The following is a 20,688-nucleotide window of genomic DNA, read 5'->3' as shown; positions in this document are numbered from 1 at the left end:
AATGCACAGTATGCGGGCGATGGTGGCTTGAGACGTCGCCATTTTCCGCAAGCCTGTCACAGAATGCCGCGGATATCAGGGCCCCGGTTGAATCCGGCGCCGCCATGAAATTCGATCGCCACAGAAAAGTTGATCAAAAATTCGGGGTGGGGAAAATGATCGAGATAGACCGCGTCAGGAAGGAGTTCGGTGATGGCACCGACACCTTCATCGCGCTGGACGACGTCAGCGTGACGATCCGGGAAAACGAGTTCTTCACCCTGCTTGGCCCCTCGGGCTGCGGCAAGACCACGCTGCTGCGGGTGATCGCGGGTTTCGTCGACCCGACCGCCGGGCGGGTGACGCTCGACGGTCAGGATCTGCTCGGCCTGCCGCCGTTCCGCCGCCCCGTGAACACGGTCTTCCAGTCCTATGCGCTGTTCCCCCACATGACCGTGGCGGAAAACATCGGCTTCGGGCTGCAGATGCTGAACCGCCCGAAGGCCGAGGTGAAGCAGACCGTCGACGAGATGCTGGCGCTGGTGAAGATGACCCAGATGGCCGGCCGGCGCACCTCGGAGATTTCGGGCGGCCAGCAGCAGCGGGTGGCGCTGGCCCGCGCGCTGGCGCCGAGGCCCAAGCTGCTGCTGCTCGACGAACCGCTTTCGGCGCTCGACTACAAGCTGCGCAAGGAGATGCAGCTGGAGCTGAAGCGGCTGCAGGCCGAGACCGGGATCACCTTCATCTTCGTCACCCACGATCAGGAAGAGGCGCTGACAATGTCGGACCGGATCGCGGTGATGAACGGCGGGCAGATCCGCCAGATCGGTGGCCCGCGCGAAATCTATGACCGGCCGACCGACCGCTTTGTCGCCGATTTCATTGGCGAAACGAACTTTCTGGCCGTCGAGGTGCTTGATTTTGCAGATGAACAGGCCCGGCTGCGGCTGCCCTCGGGCGCCGAAATCGCGGCCCACGCACCGGCCGAAGGGATCCCGCGCGGGGCTGCAACGCTGGCGATCCGGCCCGAACACACCAGCCTTTGCGACCCCGAGGGGGCGGCGCTGAAGGGCAAGCTGAGCGACATCGTCTATTTCGGCACCGACACGCATTATCACGTCGCGCTCGATGGCGACACGCGGTTCGTTCTGCGCGAACAGAACCAGCCCGGCGGCCACGAGGCCCGCGCGGTGGGCGACACGGTGGGGGTCAGGCTTGCGCCCGGCACCGGCCAGGTGCTGAGGGACTGAGCCCATGCCAGACCCCGCACGCCGCGAAACCCGCAACCGCTGGTTGCTGCTGACCCCGACCCTGGTGGTGCTGCTGTTCGCAGCCTCGGGTCCGCTGATCATCGTGCTGATCTATTCCTTCCTGACCCCGGGCGATTACGGCGGGGTGGTGTGGAAATTCTCGCTCGACGGCTGGTTCAACGTTCTTTTCAACCGCGATTTCTTTACCGATCAGGTGACCTTCGCCGATGCCCACCTGTCGATCTTCTGGCGATCGATCAAGCTGTCGGTCCTGACCACGATCCTCACCTTCATCTTCGGCTTCCCGACCGCCTATTTCATCGCGACCCGGCCGCGGGCAAAACGCGATCTGTGGATGCTTTTGATCATGATTCCGTTCTGGACCAACCTGCTGATCCGCACCTTCGCGGTGATGGAGCTGATCCGCAACGAGGGCACGATCAACACGCTGCTGATGCGGCTCGGGATCATCCATGAACCGATCCAGATGCTGTTCACCGAATTCGCCATCCTGCTCGGCATGACCTATGTCTATCTGCCGCTGATGGTGCTGCCGATCTATGCCTCGATGGAGCGGATGGACTTCAACCTGGTCGAGGCGGGATACGACCTTTATGCCACCCGCTGGCAGGTGCTGCGGCGGGTGATCCTGCCGCTGGTGAAACCCGGGGTCATCGCCGGATCGATCCTCGTTTTCGTGCCCTCGCTTGGCGCCTATGTCACGCCGCGGGTGCTGGGCGGCGGCACCGATCTGATGATCGGCAATCTGATCGAGCTGCAGTTCGGACAGGGACGCAACTGGCCGCTTGGCGCCGCGCTGTCGCTGACGCTGCTGGTGATCGTGACCGTGGCGCTGTTGTTCTATGTCCGCACCGCGGGCGAGGAGGACAGCCACCATGGCTAGAGGTTTCGATGTTCGCCGCCAACCCGGCTTTGTCACGCTCGCCACGATCTGCTTTCTGGCGCTCTATCTGCCGATCATCCTGCTGGTGATCTATTCCTTCAACGCCGGCAGTTCGATCGCGACCTGGGAGGGGCTGTCCTGGCGCTGGTACGTCAGCGCCTGGCAGAACCAGCAGGTGCAGGAAGCGACGGTGCGTTCGCTGATCCTCGCGACCTCGGCCTCGGTCATCGCGACCGCCTGCGCGGTGCTCGCGGCCCTTGCCACCACCCGCAAGGGCAGGTTCCGGGGCTATTCCGCCGTCTTCGCGATGATCAACCAGCCGCTGATGGTGCCCGAGATCGTGACCGCCGTGGCGCTGCTGATCTTCTTTGCCGTGATCAAGGTCCAGACCGGCTATACCGGGCTCGGCTATCTGATCATTGCCCACACCGCCTTCTGCATCCCCTTTGCCTACATGCCGATCCGGGCGCGGCTGCAGGGGATGGACCTCGGGCTCGAACAGGCGGCAATGGACCTCTATGCAACGCCGTGGCGGGTGTTCCGCTATGTCACCCTGCCCCAGCTCTGGCCCGGCGTTCTGTCGGGCGCGATGCTGGCCTTCGTGATCTCGCTCGACGATGTGGTGATCACCGAATTCATCAAGTCGGCCGGGCAAGAGACCCTGCCGACCTATCTGCTGGGCCAGTTCAGACGCAACATCACGCCCGAGATCAACGCGATCTCGACCGCCCTGCTGGCGATCTCGGTCGTGATCGTTCTGGCCTTCTACTTTCTCAGCCGAAACCGAAAATAGACGACCCAGTATAAACAACAGTGAGGATACCCCCCAATGCGCTTGATACTGACGGCCCTGGCAACCCTTGCCGCTGCGTCGCCCGCCCTCGCGGAGGGCGAACTGAACATCTTCAACTGGGGCAACTACACCAGCCCCGAGATGATCGCGAAGTTCGAGAAGCAATTCGACGTCAAGGTCACGATTACCGACTATGACAGCAACGATACCGCGCTGGCCAAGCTCAAGGCCGGCGGCCACGGCTTCGATATCGTCGTGCCCTCGGGGACCTTCCTTCCGATCTATCTGCAGGAAGGGCTGCTGATGGAATCGCGCCCCGACGAGATGGAGAACTTCAAGAACATGGATCCCGCATGGGTCGATGTCGAATTCGATCCGGGCCGGCATTACACCGTGCCGTGGCTGTGGGGCACCGTCGGCATGACGGTCAACACCTCGGTCTATGGCGGCGACATCAACACTGCCGCGATCTTCCTCGATCCGCCCGACGAGCTGAAGGGCAAGATCAACGTCATCCCCGAGATGGCCGACGTCATGCCGCTGACCATCTACTATCTCGGCGGCGAGCAATGCACGACCGACAAGGAAGTGCTGAAGAAGGTCCGCGACAAGCTGGTCGAGGCCAAGCAGTACTGGCTGTCGATGGATTACGGCAGCATCGAGAAATACGCCAAGGGCGACATTGCCGCCGGCGTCGACTGGAACGGTTCCAGCATGCGGGCGCGGCTGCAGAACCCCGATATCGCCTATGGCTATCCGCAGACGGGATACGGCATCTGGATGGACAATGCCGCGATCCTCGCCGACGCCAAAAACGTCGACAATGCCAAACTGTTCCTGAACTTCATCATGGATCCCGAGAACGCGGCGATGCTGTCGAACTTTGCCCGCTATGCCAACGGCATCAAGGGCTCCGAGCAATTCCTCGACCCCGAGATGGCCTCGGCGCCCGAGGTGATCATCCCCGACGAATTGAAGGGGGCGGCGCGCATGGGCAAGACCTGCTCGCCCGAGGCGCAAAAGATCTATACCGCGATCTGGACCGAACTTCAGAAGTGACGTTGACACGGCGCGTCCCGGCCGGGACGCGCCATTTTTCTGCCCGGAGACTGAAATGACCCCCGACATCGTGATTCTGAACGGCCGTCTGATTACATTCGATCCGGCCCGCCCCTTTGCCACCGCGCTGGCGATCGCGGGCGGGGTCATCGCCGCCGTGGGCGACACCGCCGAGATCCGCGCCCTTGCCGGACCCGGCACGCGGATCGTCGATGCCATGGGCGCGACGGTGCTGCCCGGGTTCATCGACAGCCATGTGCACCTGTTCGGCGGCTCGGCCGAGCTCGACATGCTGAGCCTCTATGGGGTCCACGGGTTCGAGGCGCTCGAAAACGCGGTTCGCCCCTGGGTCGCGGCCTGCCCCGACGACGCGGTCGTTTTCGCGGTGATGGCGGGCTATGACATCCTCGGTCCCGGCCACATGACCACACGGCAGGATCTGGACCGCGTCGTCCCCGACCGGCCCTTTGCCATGGTCGCGCCCGACCATCACACGATCTGGGCCAATACCGCGGCGCTGGAACTTGCCGGGCTCTTGCATGGCGCCGAGGTCGACATGGGGTCCGAGATCGAGATGGCCGCCGATGGCACAGCGGCGGGCGAGTTGCGCGAGGCCGGCGCCTTTGGCCCGGTCCTGCGGCTGACGCGCTATGGCGGCCGCGACATGATGGGGATGCTGACCGGCGCCGATCCGGTGCCGCCGGCAACGTCCGCTCAGCGCGCCATGGACCGCGCCGCCCTTGCCCGCGGCCTGCAGCATTGCGCGCGCCAGGGCATCACCGGGCTGCACAACATGGACGGCAATATCTATACCCTCGAACTGCTGGCCGAGCTTGAGGCCGAGGGCAAGCTGCTCTGCCGCATCGAGGTCCCGTTCCACCTGAAAGGCTATGACCCGGTCGAGAGGCTGGCCGAGGCCGAGGAGATGCGCCAGCGGTTCCGCAGCGACCGGCTGTGGTGCAACCGGCTCAAGATGTTCATGGACGGGGTCGTGGAAAGCCGCACGGCGCTGATGCTTCAACCCTACCCCGGCACCGACCACATCGGCGACGCGGTGTTCGAGCCCGAGCACTTCAATGCCGCCTGCGTCCGCGCCGATGCCATGGGAATGCAGATCTCGGTCCACGCAATCGGCGATCTGGCGGTGCGCCGCACGCTCGACGGGTTTGCCGCCGCCCGCGACGCCAATGGTCCGCGCGACAGCCGCCACCGGATCGAACATATCGAGACGCTGCACCCCGACGATCTGCCCCGCTTTACCGAACTCGGCGTCGTCGCCTCGATCCAGCCGGGACACGCGCCCTTCGGGGCGTATTTCCCGACCGATGGCGTCAATCGCGTGCTGCACGACCACCAGATCCCGATGGCCTATGCCTGGCAGACCATCCGCGACAGCGGCGTGCCGGTCATCTTTTCGACCGACTGGCCGGTGATCCCGGTCGATGTCATGGAAACGGTCAAGTCCGCCGTCGCGCCAAGCCCGATGCCCGCGCCCTGGCGCGACCAGCGGCAAAGCCTGATGGACACGCTGCGCAGCTATACTGCCGACAATGCCTGGGTCGAGTTCAACGAATCCCGCAAGGGCCGGCTCTGCCCCGGCATGATGGCCGACATCGCGGTCATGTCCCACGATCTGGAGGCGCTGGCACCCGAGGATCTGACCACAGCCTCGGCGCAGATGACGATCTGCGGCGGCACCGTGACCTGGGAGGCCTGAGCACCGATCAGATACCCCCGGCGCCCCGAAGGTGCCGGGGGGCCGAAGGCGGCGCGGGTGTCAGGATTTCTTCTTCTGGACCAGACCCTTGACGCCGCCGGATATCAGCTGGTTCACGTCGACAAAGGCCCGCGCCACCGCCAGCCCGCCCTGGCTGACGATATAATTGGGCGACCAGACCGGCTCGAACTTTTCCTTGAAGCTGCGCAGCCCCTCGAAGTGATAGAGCCGTTCGCCATGCTCGAAGGCAAAGCCGCCCAGCCGGTGCCAGAACGAGGCCAGCGCATGGGTCTCGACCCCGGCGAAGGGTGCGGCCCCAAGGTTGAACCAGGCGAACCCCTGCGCCTGCCCCCAGAGCATCAGCTCGGCGAACAGCGCGTCCATGGCATATTTCGGCCCCGCCGGGTCATAGCGCATGAGATCGACGGACAGCTCGTCGGTGCCGCCGCGCAGGATGTTGGCAAAGGCAACGATCTGCCCCGGCGCCCCGTCGACCGGCGGCAAACGCAGCACCGCATGGTCGAAATTGACCAGGAAGTCCTTGGTGCAGGCGCCAAGCGCAAAGCTTTTCTCGCGCCCCTGCTTGTGGGTCAGCCAGGCATCCGACACCCGTTTCAGATCGGGGAAGATCGCCGCCACCTCGGCCGCCGGCACGATCTCGACGCTCAGGCCCTCGCGCTTGGCGCGGTTCTTCGCCTGACGGAAATCCTTCATCTTCTTGGTGTCGATGGTGAAGCTGGTCAGGTTGACCCGCGCCACCTCGCCGAACTTCAGGACCGTCAGCCCCATGTCGAGGAAGGTCGGCAGGTATTTGGACGAAACGGCATAGAACACCGGCCGCTTGCCCTCAAGGTCGGCCATCTCGCGGAACTGCCACAGCACCTGCCGCCCGGCCGCCTCCTCGCCCACCGGATCGCCCTTGGCGATCAGCGAGGCGCCGGTATCGGCAAAGCTCAGGAAGGCGCGGTGCTCGGGGTCGAACAGGAAGCACTTGTCGCCCAGCAGCGCGAGGTTCGCCTCGCTGTCATGCGCGTCGGCCAGCAGCCGATGCACTTCGGGCGGGATCGGCCCGGGCCGGTGAACCCGCCCGCGGGCACCGAGCAGCGAGTTCAGCGCCAGCGCTGCCAACACCACCGACCCGGCAAGGCTGGCGCGCAGGAACCGGCTGGCGTCGCCCGACCACGACACCTTCCACCACAGCGCATCGCGGTAATCGACGTGCCGATAGGCCAGAAATCCGATCCATGTCAGCGCCGCAAACAGCGCCACCACGCTGATGAACCAGCCAAGGTTCAGGCGCATCGGGGCCGCGCCCTCGACCCGATAGAACGCGCCCCGGAACAGCCACAGAAGGCCCGCGGCAACGAGGATCGCGACCGCTTCCTCGACATCGATGCCCTTGATCAGCGAGGCGGCAAAACCGATTGCCAGCAGCACCATCGCGGCGAGCCAGGCGCGATAGAGCCGCCGGAACAGCCCGCGCGCCACGATCAGCAGCAGGACGCCGACGACGCTGCCGACCAGATGCGAGACCTCGACCAATGGCAGCGGCAGAAGATCCTGCAGCACGTCGAGGCGCCCGCCGACCGCCGGCAGGTTCCCCGACAACAGCAGGAGCGTGCCCGAGATCAGCGCAAGGGCCGCCGCCAGCATCGGCACCAGAGGCCGCAGGATGCCATAGACCCGCCGCGCCGCCGGCCCGATCCGGTGGCGCCGCAGATGCACCTCGGTCAGGGCAAGGCCTGTGGTCGCGACCATGAACGGCAGCCCGTAATAGATCGCACGATAGAGCAGCAGCGCCGCCAGCACGTCGGTCCGCCCCGCCGCGCCAAGGGCTGCGATCATCGTCGCCTCGAAAACCCCGATGCCGCCCGGCGCGTGGCTGAGCACGCCAAGCGCGATCGCTGCCACATAGACGATGAAGAAATAGGGAAACCCGGTGGCAAGGTCCGCCGGCATCAGAACGTAAAGCGCCAGCGACGACGCGATCAGGTCGGCAACGGCGGCAGAGGTCAGCCCCAGCGCCTCGCCGATCCGCGGCGCCTGCAACCGCAGCCCGAGGATGCTGACCACGTTGCGACCGCGCCAGAGCCACAGGAAGAACCCCGCCAGCCCCGCCAGCATCGCGATCCCGACCGCGGTCTCGACCGTCTCGGGGATCGGCAGCACGGTCGAGATGCCGACGGGGTGAAACACCAGCAGCCCGCCGGTGACCAGCACCAGCCCCATCCAGAACGCGCTCCACGAGATCGCGAGCAGCAGCGCGATCTGGGCAACGTCGAGCCCCAGCCCGGAATAGACCCGGAACCGGATCGCGGTGCCGGTGACATAGGAAAACCCGATCAGATTCGAGATCGCATAGCCCGCGGCTCCCGCGGCTGCCGCGACCTTCGGCGGCACCTGCCCCGGTGCGACGCTGCGCACCGCGAAGACGTCATAAAGCGACAATGCGGCAAAGCTGACCGCCGTATAGGCGATGGACGCCAGAACCGCCGAGGGCCTGGCCGAGACCAGATCGGTCCGCAGTTCGGCCCAGCTGACCTCGCGCAGCAACTCGTGCAGCACGAAGATCGCCAGCCCGACCAGCGCCAGCGGCACCACCGTGCGCACCACCGGGTACTCGAAGATCCCGAGCCAGCGGCGCAGACGCGGCGCTTCGGTCTCGTCAGCTTCCACGTCGGCCATTCATCCCCTCCTCGATCAGGTCGATCTGGATCTGCTGCATCTCGGCAAGTTTCTCCCATTGCCGCGCCAGTTGGTGGTCTATCTTCTCGTGAAGCTGGCGGATTTCCAGTTCGGCCTTGAGGTTGACCCGATAGTCGTTCTCGGCCCGCAGCCGGTCCTTCTGCTCCTGCCGCTTCTGGCTCATCATGATGACCGGTGCCTGGAAGGCGGCAATCGTTGACAGCACGAGGTTGAGCAGGATGAAGGGATAGGGATCGAAGGGCCGGGACAGAAGGCCCAGCACATTGACCGAGATCCACAGGAACAGGATCGCCATGAAGCTCAGGATGAACGCCCAGCTTCCGCCGAAACTCGCCACCCGGTCCGAGACCCGCTCGCCGAAGGTCGCGTGTTCCAGCGCCTCCTCCTCGGGGTTGCGCGAAACGGTCTGCTGGTTCTCCATCGCCTCGATCACCTGCCGGTCGAGCGCGCCAAGCTCGCCCTTCTCCTCCTCCAGAAGACTCTCGACATAGGATCGGCGGTATCGGGCCAGATCGGGCAGGCAGATGAACTGGCCGTCGCCCCAGCCCGGATGCGCCGCCTCGATCAGCCGCGCAACGCCCGGCCGGACCGAGATCCAGGGCCGAAGCCGGAGTTCGGGAAAGCTCTTGCCGCAGACGTGGCAGGGCCTGACAGGTTTCGTTGAATGGGTCATCGCGCCGGTTCCCGTTGAGCGGTCAGCCCTAACATAGGGGAAGGGCGACGGGCAGGAAAATATGCCGGTGCGGGACGCCGGGACGCAGCCCGGCATCCTGTGCGGTCTGGCGGTGTCCTCAGGTCTTGAGCACGCGATAGATCGCCGGGATCACCAGCACCGTCAGCAGCGTCGAGGACGCCAGCCCGAACAGCAGCGAGATCGCGAGCCCCTGAAAGATCGGGTCGGTCAGGATCACCGCCGCGCCGATCATCGCCGCCAGCGCCGTCAGCAGGATCGGCTTGAACCGGATCGAGCCGGCCTCGAGCAGCACCTCGGTCAGCGGTTGCCCCGGGGCGCCGCCGTGACGGATGAAATCGACGAGCAGGATCGAGTTGCGCACGATGATGCCGGCAAGCGCGATGAAGCCGATCATCGAGGTCGCCGTGAAGGGGGCATGGAACAGCCAGTGGCCGAACACGATCCCGATCAGGGTCAGCGGCACCGGGGTCAGGATCACCAGCGGCAGCCTGTAGGATCCGAACTGCGCCACCACCAGGATATAAATGCCCAGCAGCGCCACGCCGAACGCGGCCCCCATGTCGCGGAAGGTAACCCAGGTGACTTCCCATTCGCCGTCCCACAGCAGCGTCGTGGCACTTTCGTCCTCGGGCTGGCCGTGCATCCGGATCGTGGGTTTGGGCAGACCGGTCCAGTCCTGCGCGTCGATCGCGTCGCGCACCGCGAACATCCCGTAAAGCGGCGCCTCGAACTGGCCGGCAAGCTCGGCTGTCACCATCTCGGTCGGCAATCCGTTGTGGCGGAAGATCAGATAGGACGACGGCTCCTCGGTCACGCGCACCACATCGCCGAGTTCAACCACCCCGGTGTCGCCCGGGATCACGTCGGCGGGGATCGGCGTGGTCAGGAAATCCTCGTCCATCACCCGTTCGCCCGCCGGCCGTTCGATCCGGATCGGAATCGGGTCGCGTCCGCCGCCGCGGTGCGAATAGCCCACGGTCTGACCGCCGTTCAGGATCGAGATCGTATCGAAGATGTCGCTTTCCTGGACCTTGAAGAATTCGGTGTCGTCTGTGGAAATGCTCATCCGCAGCCGGCGCGCGGACTGCCCGTGCGAATTGTCGACATCGACCACGAAGGGAATCGACCGGAACGCGGCCTCGACCTTTTCGGACACAGCGCGTCGGGTTTCGGGGTCGGGGCCATAGATCTCGGCCAGCAGCGTGGCCAGAACCGGCGGCCCGGGGGGCGGTTCGACGACCTTCAGGCTGGTGCCCGCCGGGACATCGAGCGCGGCAATCCGCTGCCGGATATCGAGAGCGATGTCGTGGCTCGCGCGGTCCCGCTCGCCCTTCGGCAGCAGGTTGATCGCGACATCGCCCATCTCGGGCTTTTCGCGCAGATAGGAATGGCGAACGAGCCCGTTGAAGTTGAAGGGCGCCGCGGTGCCGGCATGGGTCTGCACCGAGCGCACCTCGGGCAGTTCCAGCACGATGCGGGCAATGTCCTGCGCCAGCGCGTCGGTGGTTTCAAGCGCGCTGCCCTCGGGCAGGTTGATGTCCACCGACAGCTCGGATTTGTTGTCGAAGGGCAGAAGCTTTACCGTGACATGCTTGGTGTAGAAGGCAAAGGTCGAGCCGACCGTCATCAGGATCACCACGGCCAGCAACAGCCAGCTGCGCGCCTTGGTCTTCAGGATCGGCCGGGCGACGGCGGCATAGACCCGCCCCAGCGCCCCGCCCTGGGACTGTTCGTGCGATTTGGTCGGCGCGCGCCCCGCCACCTTCAGCATCAGCCAGGGCGTGACCGTGACGGCGACGAAGAACGAAAAGATCATTGCAGCACTGGCATTCGCCGGGATCGGGCTCATGTAGGGGCCCATCAGCCCCGAAACGAACAGCATCGGCAGCAAGGCCGCGACAACGGTCAGCGTGGCGACGATGGTCGGGTTCCCGACCTCGGCCACCGCCTCGATTGCCGCCAGCCGGCGCGAGCGGTCGTCGCCCATCGCCCAGTGCCGGGCGATATTCTCGATCACCACGATGGCGTCGTCGACCAGGATCCCGATCGAGAAGATCAGCGCGAACAGCGACACGCGGTTGAGCGTGTAGCCCATGAGCCAGGACGCAAAAAGCGTCAGCAGGATCGTCATCGGGATCACGACCGCAACCACGATCCCCTCGCGCCAGCCGATTGCCATCACCACCAGCGCGATGATCGACACGGTGGCCAGACCGAGGTGGTAGAGCAGCTCGTTGGCCTTTTCGTTCGCGGTCTCGCCATAGTCGCGGGTGACATCGACCATCACCTCGTCGGGGATCAGGCTGCCCTTCAGCCCCTCGACCCGGTGCAGGATCTGTTCGGCCACGATCACCGCGTTCGACCCTGCCCGCTTGGCAATTGCCAGCGTCACGGCGGGCGCCCGTTCGACCCCGTCATCGGCTGCAGAGACCGAGGCGACCAGCGACTCGCCTTCCTCGACCCCGAAATCCACACTGGCGACATCGCGGACATAGACCGGGCGGCCGTCACGGGTTGTGACCAGCAGGTTGCCGATCTCTTCGGGCGTGCGCAGGGTCTCGCCCGCGATCAGCGAGATCTGCTGACCCGCGTCCCGCACCTTGCCCGCGGGGAAGGTGTTGTTGGCGCCCGAGACCTTGGCCGCAAGCTGCTGCAGCGTCACGCCGTACAGCGCAAGCCTGGCCGGATCGGGCGCGACCCGGATCATCTCGCCGGTCTCGCCCACCAGATAGGTCAGGCCCACGTCGTCAATCTTGGCGACCTCGGTGCGCAATTGGCGCGCGATCCGGGTCAGGTCGTTCGGGGTGATCCGGTCGGCGGCATCGGGCCGCGGCGACAGCGTCAGCGCCAATATCGCCACGTCGTCGATGCCGCGGCCGACGATCAGCGGCTCGGGAATGCCAAGCGGGATCCGGTCGAGGTTGGCGCGCACCTTGTCGTGCACCCGCAACACCGCCGAATCGGCCGAGGTGCCGACGACAAAGCGCGCCGTCACCATCACCTCGTCGTCCCGGGTCTCGGAATAGACGTGCTCGACCCCGTCGATGCCCTTGACGATGGTCTCAAGCGGTTCGGTGATGAGCTTTACCGCATCCTCGGCCCTCAGCCCCGAGGCATCGACCAGAATGTCGACCATCGGCACCGAGATCTGCGGCTCCTCCTCGCGCGGCAGCGAGACCAGCGCGAGAAGGCCGAAGACGAAGGCCGCCAGCAGGAACAAGGGCGTCAGCGGCGAGGTGATGAAGCTGCGGGTCAGCGCCCCGGCAATGCCAAGCTTCGGCGGCGTCGAGGGTGTGCTCACGGCAAGACGACCTCATCGCCCGGCACCAGGCCGGTCAACACCTCGATCTGGTCGGGGTCGGGCACATCGGCCACGATCACCGTTCGCTCGACCGGCTTGCCATTCTGCAGGATGGTGATGAAATCGAGCCCGGAGCGGGTCGCAAGGGCGCGGCGCGGCACGATCAGCGCCTCGCGGGTTCCAACCGGCACCTGCACCAGCACCCGCAGCCCGACGAAATCGGTGGCAAGGTTGTCGACCGCGACATCGGCAATCGCCCGGCCTTCCTCGATCTCGGGGTAAAGCTTGACGATGGTTCCGGTCGATTCCGCGCCATTCGCGTTGATGTGGATCTCGGCTCCCTCGCGCAGCGCCTCGGCATGTCGTTCGGGCAGGGCGATGCGCAGGAAGAACCCGCCGCCGCCGATGGTTGCCACGGTCTCGCCGGCCAGCACCACCGCGCCACGGGTCACCGGCACGTTCAGCACCCGCCCGTCGCCCGGCGCCAGTACCTCGCCTTCGGAACTCCTCTGCACCACCACCTCGCGCTGCGCCTTGGTCGAGGCAAGGTCATTGGTGGACACGTCCACGTCGGTGCGAAGCTCGTCGAGCCGCTGGCTGGTGACGACACCGCGTGCGACCAGCGACTGGCCGCGCTGCAATTCGGTCTGGGCGGTGTCGAGCTGCGCCTGGATCGCCCGCATCTGGGCGTCGAGCGCTGCAATCTCGAACGCGAGCTTCTCGTCCTGCACCGTCGCGATGTGCTGGCCCTCGGTCACGCTTTCGCCCTCTCTGACCGCAAGATCGACAAGAACCCCGCCAATCCGCGCCCGGGCCGGCACCGTGTCCTTGGCCTGCACCCGACCATAAACGGCCTTCCACGCGGTTACCTCGGTCGGCGCCAGGGTCAGCGTCTCCGCCACCAGAGGCGCAGCGATGGCCAGTAAAACCGAGACAAGACCCGCAAGCCCGACAACGGCAGGCCTGGAACGTTCAGATATCATTCCACAATCTCCACGGGTTCTGTTGACCCGGGCCCTGCCGCTGAGACGCCGCGCGTCGGCAGCAGGACAACATCCGCTCCATATTCACAAAACCATATGTAATGCAAGCCAAAGTCGGGTCCCGCGCCGAAGGGTCGCGCCACGGCCACTAAGGGACGAAACGGGGGACGCGACGGAAACATTGAATTCCTGCGTAGTACGACTCTACGTCCCCGTTGACCGGAAAGCCCGCGCCCCATGAAATCCACCCTGCGAATTCTCTTCCTTCTGCTTCTCGTCGGGGCGGGATACGGGGTCTGGCACCTCCGCTCGGGCCTGCAGACACCGCCCGTCCCCGTCACCTCGGCCGTCGCCCGCGGCGATGTGACGGTAACGGTGCTGGCCGCGGGCATGATCGAGGCGCAGCAGCTTGTCTCGGTCGGCGCCCGTGTCTCGGGCCAGATCGAGACGCTGGCCGTCGAGCTTGGCCAGCAGGTCGCCGCGGGCGACGTGATCGCCCGGATCGATTCCCAGGACCAGCACAACGCCGTGCTGCAGTCCGAAGCCGACCTTGCGAATATCGAGGCCCAGATTGCCGCCAAGAAGGCCAGCCTGAAGAAGGCCGAACTGATCGAGGCGCGGCAACGGAAACTCGTCGCGCAGAAATACGCCTCGTCCGAAGACCTCGAGGCGGCCGTCGCGGATGTCGAGGTCTATCGCGCCGAGGGCGATGCGCTGCAGGCCCAGAAATCCAAGGCCGAGGTGACGGTCGAGACCACAAGGATCGCGCTCGACCGCACCAAGATCACCGCGCCGATCGACGGCACGGTGGTCGCAGTACTGGCCAAGGCCGGCCAGACCGTGAACGCGGTGCAGAACGCGCCGACCATCGTCAAGATCGCCAACCTCGACCGCATGGTGGTCAAGGCCGAGATTTCCGAGGCCGACGTCGTCCATGTGCAGCCCGGTCAGGACGTGACCTTCACGATCCTCGGCGAACCCGAGACCCGGTTTTCTGCCGTGGTGCGCGACATCGAACCCGCGCCCTCCGAGATCGAGGACAGCGACACGATCTCTTCCGACGAGGCGATCTATTACAACGGTCTGCTCGACGTCGATAACCCCGGTCACAAGCTCAGGATCGGCATGACGACCCAGGTCTCGATCGTGCTCGACCGGGCGGAAAACGTGCTGACCGTGCCGGCCGCGGCGCTCCGCAAGGGACCGGGCGGCACCACGGTCGAGGTTTGGGACCCGGAGACCGCCACCCGCCGGACCCAGAAGGTCGAGATCGGGCTGAACGACAAGGTGACGGCCGAGGTCAGATCGGGCCTGTCCGAAGGCGACCGGGTGGTGACCGGCACGGCCATCGCGGCACCTGCCACAAGCGGCAGACCGATGCGGCCGCCGATGGGGCTCTGAGATGACCGAACCGCTGATTTCCGCCCGCGGGATCACCCGCAGCTATCAGGCCGGCGACGAAACCATCACGGTCCTGCGCGATATCGATATCGACATCTGGCCCGGCGAGATGGTCGCGATCATCGGCGCCTCGGGCTCTGGCAAGTCGACGCTGATGAACATCCTCGGCTGCCTCGACAGCCCGAATGCCGGAACCTATCTGTTCCGCGGCCGCGACGTGCGGGCGCTGGCGCCCGACGAACTCGCCCGGCTGCGGCGCGAACATTTCGGCTTCATCTTCCAGCGCTATCAACTGCTGCCCGACCTTGACGCACTCGCCAATGTCGAGGTGCCCGCGATCTATTCCGGCGAGGCGCGAGGCGAGCGGCGCCGCCGCGCCACCGACCTTCTGGGCCGGCTCGGCCTGTCCGACCGGCTCGACCACCGGCCAAACGAGTTGTCGGGCGGCCAGCAACAGCGGGTCTCGGTCGCCCGCGCGCTGATGAACGGCGGCGAGGTGATCCTTGCCGACGAACCCACCGGCGCGCTCGACAGCCACAGCGGCGCCGAACTGATCGACCTTCTGCGCGATCTCAACGCCCGCGGCCACACCATCGTGATGGTCACCCACGATCCGGCCGTCGCGTCCCAGGCGCGACGGGTGATCGAGGTTCACGACGGCAGGGTCGTCTCGGACAGCGGCGGAAGCGCGCCCGAAACACCCGCCCCCGTGCTCGATCCGCCGCATTCTGTCTCGGGCAAGGGCCTGCATCCCGGCGCGGCGCTGCGCCGGCTTGTCGACACCTTCAACATGGCGCTGAACGCGATGCTGACCCACCGGGTTCGCAGTTTTCTGACCATGCTTGGCATCATCATCGGCATCGCTTCGGTGGTGCTGGTGGTCGCGCTCGGGTCGGGCACGCAGGAAAAAGTGCTGGAAAACATCAGCTCGCTTGGCACCAACACCATCACCGTGCGCGCCGGCACCGGTTTCGGCCAGCGCGACGCAAACCGGATCGAGACCCTGCTGCCCTCGGACGCGACCATGATTGCGCTGCAGGATTATGCCGCCGCCGTGTCGCCGGCGGTCTCGACCTCGGCCTCGGTGATCTGGCGCAATATCGAGGCGACGGCACAGATCAACGGCGTCAGCGGCGATTATTTCGACGTCCACGCCTATGTCGCCGTCTTGGGCAGCGTGTTCGACGCAAGCGACGTGGCGGGGCTCGAACAGGTGGCGGTGATCGACGAGGACACGCGCGACACCTTCTTTGCCGATGGCATCGACCCGATTGGCCAGGTCCTGTTGCTGGGCCGGGTGCCGGTCAGGGTGATCGGGGTCGTCCGCTCGTCTGGCGCAACCTTCGGGCCGTCCTCGCTCAACGTCTGGATCCCCTATGCCACGGCCATGGCCCGGGTCTCGGGGCAGGATCACCTCGACAGTATAGGCGTGCGGATCGCCGACGGCTCCGACATGATGACAGCCCAGGCCGAGATCACCGCCTTGATGCTTCAGCGGCACGGGCGGAAGGATTTCTTCCTGATCAACTCCGACACGATCCGCGGGACGATCACCTCGACCACCCGGACGCTGACGCTGCTTGTCGCGATGATCGCGGTGATCTCGCTGATCGTCGGCGGCATCGGGGTGATGAACATCATGCTGGTCTCGGTCACCGAACGCACGCGCGAGATCGGCGTGCGCATCGCCATCGGCGCGCGGCGGTCCGACATCGTGCGCCAGTTCCTGATCGAGGCGGTGCTGGTCTGCCTTGTCGGCGGCACGCTCGGCATTGTCGGCGCGCTCGGGATCGGCGAGCTCGTGGCAGGACTGGGCGACACGGTGCGGCTCAACTTCTCCCTGACCTCGATCGTCGCGGCCTTCCTGTCGGCCAGCCTGATCGGCATCGCTTTCGGCTTCCTGCCCGCCCGCTCGGCGGCCCGGCTCGATCCCGTCGTCGCCCTGAACCGCGAGTGACCAGGGCGCCGCGCCCGATTCTGCCAAAACCCGCCCGCGCATTTTCGCACCCTGCGCAAAGCGTCGGCGCTTGGTTTCCTCTCAGACACTTATTTGCTGTGCACTATTGAATTTTCACTACGCTAAAGTTTTTTGTTTACTTGTACAAAAACACCCCGCCATACTGCCGTCATGGAGCAGAATGGCTGACATGATCACGAAGACAGGGCTCTCTCCCTCGGGGCATCAGGCCGCGGCGTCCGTCACGCTCGAGGTCTGCGTCGGCGGCGCCAACGATGCCACCGCCGCCGTCACCGCGGGCGCCGACCGGCTGGAGCTGTGCGTGGCGCTTGAAATCGGCGGCCTGACGCCCTCGCCCGGGCTGATGCAGGCGGCAGCCTGGCTCCCCTGCCCCGTTATTGCCCTGATCCGGCCGCGGGCGGGGGATTTCACCTATTCCGCCGCCGAAATCGAGGTGATGCGCGGCGACATCGCGGCCGCAAGGTCCGCGGGCCTTGCCGGAGTCGCCATCGGCGCGCTGACCGGTGAGGGCCGGCTCGACCTGCAGGCCATGGCGCCGCTGCGCGATGCCGCCTCCGGGATGGAACTGGTGCTGCACCGCGCCTTCGATCTGGCCGCCGATCCCTTCGCCGCGCTCGACGAGGCCATAGCCTTCGGTTTCGACCGCATACTGACATCGGGGCAGGCCGCCACCGCCGCCGAAGGTGCCGCGCTGATCGGACGGCTGGTCGCGGCGGCGGGCGAGCGCATCACCATCCTTCCCGGCGCCGGCCTCTCGGCCGAAACCGCCCCCGCCTTGCTGGCCGCAACCGGCGCCCGCGAGGTTCACGCCTCGTGCTCGGCGCCCGCCGCCGCCGCCACAGGCCCGCTTGCCGCCTTCGGCTTTGCCCCCGCAGGCGGCATCCGCACAACCGACCCGGACCGCATCCGCGCCCTCCGTGCCGCCATCGACATCAAAAGGAAGACCGAAGCATGAAAGTCGGTATTGTCGGGCTCGGCTCCCGCATCTCTCACGTGGCATCGCTGTTCAAGCAGGCGAAGCCCGATTTCGACTTTGTCGCCTTCGCCGACCCGACCCCTGCCGGGCGCGCGTATCTGGAAGGCCAGCTTGGCCATCAGCTTACCGCCTATGACGATCTGGACGAGATGCTGCGGGTCGAGAAACTCGACATGCTGATGATCGGCTCGCCGAACCACATGCATATCGGCCACCTGCGCTCTGCCATCCTTGCCGATGTCCCCCACATATTTGCCGAAAAGCCGGTGGTGATCTCGGAGGAAGAAACCTTCGAGCTGCTCGAACTGATGCGCGACCACGGCGGCCACCGCCGCATCATGATCGGCCTCGTGCTGCGCTATTCGCCGCTCTACGTGATGCTGAAAGAGGCGCAGGCCAAGGGCCAGCTTGGCAAGGTGGTCTCGATCGAGGCCTCCGAACACATCGCCGGCTACCATGGCGCGTTCTTCATGCAGGACTGGCGGCGCTATACCAAGTATTCCGGCGGCTTCATGCTGGAGAAATGCTGCCACGACATCGACCTTTATCAGGGCGTCACCGGCTGCCGGCCGCTTCGCGTCGCCTCTTTCGGCGGCCGTAAAAGCTTCACGCCCGAAAATGCCCCCGCCGAACTGCCCGATTATGTGGGGATCGCGACCCGGATCCAGCCCGACATCGCCGAACGGATCTATCCCTTCACGCCGCGCTGGGGCGGCGGCAACGCGATCTTCGAATCCGACGCCGACATCATCGACTACCAGACCGCCATCGTCGAATATGCCGACGGCTCGACCATGGCCTTCCATACCAACATGAACGTGCCCGACGAATTCCGCCGCTTTGCCGTCATCGGCACCCGCGGCATGGCCGAGGGCGATTTCATCCGCAACACCTTCAAATTGACGGATGCCTTCACCGCGCGCACATTGTCGGAAAACGCCCATGTCGGCCCCTCCCGCGCCAATCACTATGGCGCCGACGACATGATGGCCGCGGACATTGCCGCCTGGATCGATCACGGCGTGCCGCTGAAGGTCACCGTGCTCGACGCGCTCGAGGCGGGCCTCACGGCTCTTGCCATGGACCGGGCCCGGGTGACACGCTCGGTCGTGGACATGACCGAGTTGTGGGCAACGTTCGACAGCTACGGGTTGCACAAGGAGGACTGACATGGCCGCGACGATCGCCAGGCCCGCCAGAAAACCGACCGACTGGTTTCCCTATCTGTTGCTGCTCCCGGCGCTGCTGACGACGCTGGTCATCGTGGCCTGGCCGCTGGTCGAGACGTTCCGGCTGTCGTTCACCGACGCCTCGATGAACCCGGTCACCAACTATGTCGGCTTCGACAACTACAGGACGATGTTCGAACGTCGCTTCCCCGACGTGATCGCGCGGACCTTCCTGTGGATGTCGCTCTCGGTTGCGCTGAAGATCGTGCTCGGCCTGATTGGCGCGGTGCTTCTGAACGCTGCCGTGCCCGGGCGCACGCTCGTGCGGCTGCTTGTGATGCCGCCCTGGATCATTCCGATGGCGGTTGGCGTGTTCATCTGGGGCTGGATGTACAATGGCCAGTTCGGGATGATCTCGGGGATGGCGCAGCGGATCGGGCTGATCTCGCAACCCTTCGAGTTTCTGGCCTACAAGCAGGCGGCGTTCCTGTCGACGGTGGTCACCGACGTCTGGATCGGCACGCCACTGGTGACGGTCTATTTCCTGGCCGCAATGCAAAGCGTCTCGACCGACCTCTACGAGGCCGCCTGGACCGACGGCGCCTCGCGCTTCTACCGCTTCCGCCGCATTACCCTGCCGCTGATTGCCCCCGCGGTCGCGACCATGTCGCTGCTCTCGGCGATCTGGACCTTCAATTCCTTCGACATCATCTGGATCCTGACCGAGGGCGGGCCGCGCAGCGCGACCACGACGATGATCATCGACACCTACAAGACTGCGATCTCGCGCTTCCGCTATGGCGAGGGCGCGGCCCGCGCGGTGATGATCGTGCTGTTCCTGTCGGCCTTCTCGCTTGTCTATTTCGCGATGATCCGCAAGCTTTCCAGCCGGGGAGACATCAGATGATCAACCGCTATCGCTGGTGGGAATACGTGCTGATCTATGCCGGGATCGCGATGTTCCTGTGCTTCATCCTGGCGCCCTTCCTCGAGGCATTCCTGGTGTCGATGCGGCCGCTCGACCGGCTGATGTCGATCCCCTATCGCTTCATCACCGAGGACATGAGCTTCAAGGCCTATGTCACGATGTGGAGTTCGGTGCCGCTCTTGTGGCGCTACATGCTGAACTCGTTCTTCATCGCGACGACCGTGACGATCCTCGGGCTGATCGCGATCGTCCCGGCCGCCTATGCCTTCTCGCGCTTTGCTTTCGTCGGCAAGAACGTGCTGCTGGGCGCCTTCCTTGCCGTCAACATGGTCTCGGGCGCGGTGCTGATCATCCCGCTTTACAAGGTGATGCTGCAGCTTGGCCTGCTGAACACCTATTTCGCGATGATCGCGCCGGGCACGGCCTTTGTCATCCCGACCGGCATCTGGCTGCTGCGCTCCTACCTGCTGAAGATCCCGAAAGAGCTGGAGGAGGCAGCGCGGGTAGATGGCGCCGGGCGGATCTATACCCTGGTGCGGGTCATCATGCCCGTCGCGCTGCCGGGCATCATGGTCGTGGCCATCGCCACCTTCATCACCGCCTATGCGCAGCAGTTCATCTATGCCCTGACCTTCAATTCGGTGAACGAGCTCAACCCGCTGCCGGTCGGCCTCTACCAGTTCCAGGGCCGCGAGGTCGTGTTGTGGAACGAACTCATGGCCGCCAGCCTCGTCGGCATCCTGCCGGTGCTGCTCGTCTATGTGTTCTTGCAGAAATACATCGTCGCCGGCCTGACCGCCGGCGCGGTCAAGGAATAACGACAAAGAAGAAACGACCAACCACCCAGAAT

General features: G+C 65.4%; 15 protein-coding genes. 11 read left to right on the top strand and 4 right to left on the bottom strand.

Translation table 11 applies throughout. From position 1 onward, the window contains the following. Positions 1–155 precede the first annotated feature (155 nt). From DQG17_RS21295 to DQG17_RS21275, 5 genes are read left to right on the top strand one after another with little or no spacing between them, the layout of a single operon-like run. Positions 156–1,229 (top strand): ABC transporter ATP-binding protein, encoded by a 1,074-nt coding sequence (locus DQG17_RS21295; RefSeq protein ID WP_116135068.1) that lies wholly within the window; start codon positions 156–158, stop codon positions 1,227–1,229. A gap of 4 nt (positions 1,230–1,233) precedes the next feature. Then, entirely contained in the window at positions 1,234–2,133 is a 900-nt protein-coding gene (locus DQG17_RS21290) for an ABC transporter permease (RefSeq protein ID WP_116135066.1), read from the top strand. Beyond that, entirely contained in the window at positions 2,126–2,926 is an 801-nt protein-coding gene (locus DQG17_RS21285) for an ABC transporter permease (RefSeq protein ID WP_116135064.1), read from the top strand. The genes DQG17_RS21290 and DQG17_RS21285 overlap by 8 nt, the downstream gene beginning before the upstream one ends. Before the next feature lie 36 nt (positions 2,927–2,962). Further along, positions 2,963–3,985: an extracellular solute-binding protein gene (locus tag DQG17_RS21280; RefSeq protein ID WP_116135062.1), complete on the top strand. Its 1,023-nt coding sequence runs from the start codon at positions 2,963–2,965 to the stop codon at positions 3,983–3,985. A 55-nt stretch (positions 3,986–4,040) separates the two neighbouring features. Beyond that, a complete protein-coding gene (locus tag DQG17_RS21275) occupies positions 4,041–5,702 on the top strand; it encodes an amidohydrolase (RefSeq protein ID WP_116135060.1) in 1,662 nt (553 codons plus the stop codon). A gap of 60 nt (positions 5,703–5,762) precedes the next feature. On the opposite strand, the gene mprF is transcribed toward DQG17_RS21275, so the two are convergent. From mprF to DQG17_RS21255, 4 genes are all read right to left on the bottom strand, one after another. Next, positions 5,763–8,387 (bottom strand): bifunctional lysylphosphatidylglycerol flippase/synthetase MprF, encoded by a 2,625-nt coding sequence (gene mprF, locus DQG17_RS21270; RefSeq protein ID WP_116135058.1) that lies wholly within the window; start codon positions 8,385–8,387, stop codon positions 5,763–5,765. Next, entirely contained in the window at positions 8,368–9,081 is a 714-nt protein-coding gene (locus DQG17_RS21265; protein WP_116135056.1) for a DUF1003 domain-containing protein, read from the bottom strand. The genes mprF and DQG17_RS21265 overlap by 20 nt, the downstream gene beginning before the upstream one ends. Before the next feature lie 118 nt (positions 9,082–9,199). Next, positions 9,200–12,403 (bottom strand): efflux RND transporter permease subunit, encoded by a 3,204-nt coding sequence (locus DQG17_RS21260; RefSeq protein WP_116135054.1) that lies wholly within the window; start codon positions 12,401–12,403, stop codon positions 9,200–9,202. Then, positions 12,400–13,386: an efflux RND transporter periplasmic adaptor subunit gene (locus tag DQG17_RS21255; protein WP_116135052.1), complete on the bottom strand. Its 987-nt coding sequence runs from the start codon at positions 13,384–13,386 to the stop codon at positions 12,400–12,402. Before DQG17_RS21255 ends, DQG17_RS21260 begins: the two co-directional genes overlap by 4 nt. A 237-nt stretch (positions 13,387–13,623) precedes the next feature. On the opposite strand from DQG17_RS21255, the gene DQG17_RS21250 reads away from it, so the two are divergent. From DQG17_RS21250 to DQG17_RS21225, 6 genes are all read left to right on the top strand, one after another. Beyond that, complete coding sequence (locus DQG17_RS21250) at positions 13,624–14,787, top strand: efflux RND transporter periplasmic adaptor subunit (RefSeq protein ID WP_116135050.1); 1,164 nt, start codon at positions 13,624–13,626, stop codon at positions 14,785–14,787. 1 nt (position 14,788) lies between these two features. Beyond that, positions 14,789–16,744, top strand: coding sequence for a MacB family efflux pump subunit (locus tag DQG17_RS21245; protein ID WP_116135048.1), 1,956 nt, complete (start codon positions 14,789–14,791; stop codon positions 16,742–16,744). Between the two features lie 190 nt (positions 16,745–16,934). Further along, positions 16,935–17,720, top strand: coding sequence for a copper homeostasis protein CutC (locus DQG17_RS21240; RefSeq protein ID WP_116135046.1), 786 nt, complete (start codon positions 16,935–16,937; stop codon positions 17,718–17,720). Beyond that, positions 17,717–18,910: a Gfo/Idh/MocA family protein gene (locus tag DQG17_RS21235; RefSeq protein WP_116135044.1), complete on the top strand. Its 1,194-nt coding sequence runs from the start codon at positions 17,717–17,719 to the stop codon at positions 18,908–18,910. The genes DQG17_RS21240 and DQG17_RS21235 overlap by 4 nt, the downstream gene beginning before the upstream one ends. A 1-nt stretch (position 18,911) precedes the next feature. Continuing rightward, a complete protein-coding gene (locus DQG17_RS21230; protein ID WP_116135043.1) occupies positions 18,912–19,817 on the top strand; it encodes a carbohydrate ABC transporter permease in 906 nt (301 codons plus the stop codon). Continuing rightward, complete coding sequence (locus DQG17_RS21225; RefSeq protein WP_116135041.1) at positions 19,814–20,656, top strand: carbohydrate ABC transporter permease; 843 nt, start codon at positions 19,814–19,816, stop codon at positions 20,654–20,656. The genes DQG17_RS21230 and DQG17_RS21225 overlap by 4 nt, the downstream gene beginning before the upstream one ends. The last annotated feature ends 32 nt before the right edge of the window (positions 20,657–20,688 follow it).

Source organism: Tropicimonas sp. IMCC34043 (genome assembly GCF_003390845.1).
Lineage (GTDB): Bacteria > Pseudomonadota > Alphaproteobacteria > Rhodobacterales > Rhodobacteraceae > Tropicimonas.
The sequence above is the reverse complement of the archived record's forward strand: the minus strand, read 5'-3'. Positions and strand labels throughout refer to the sequence as shown.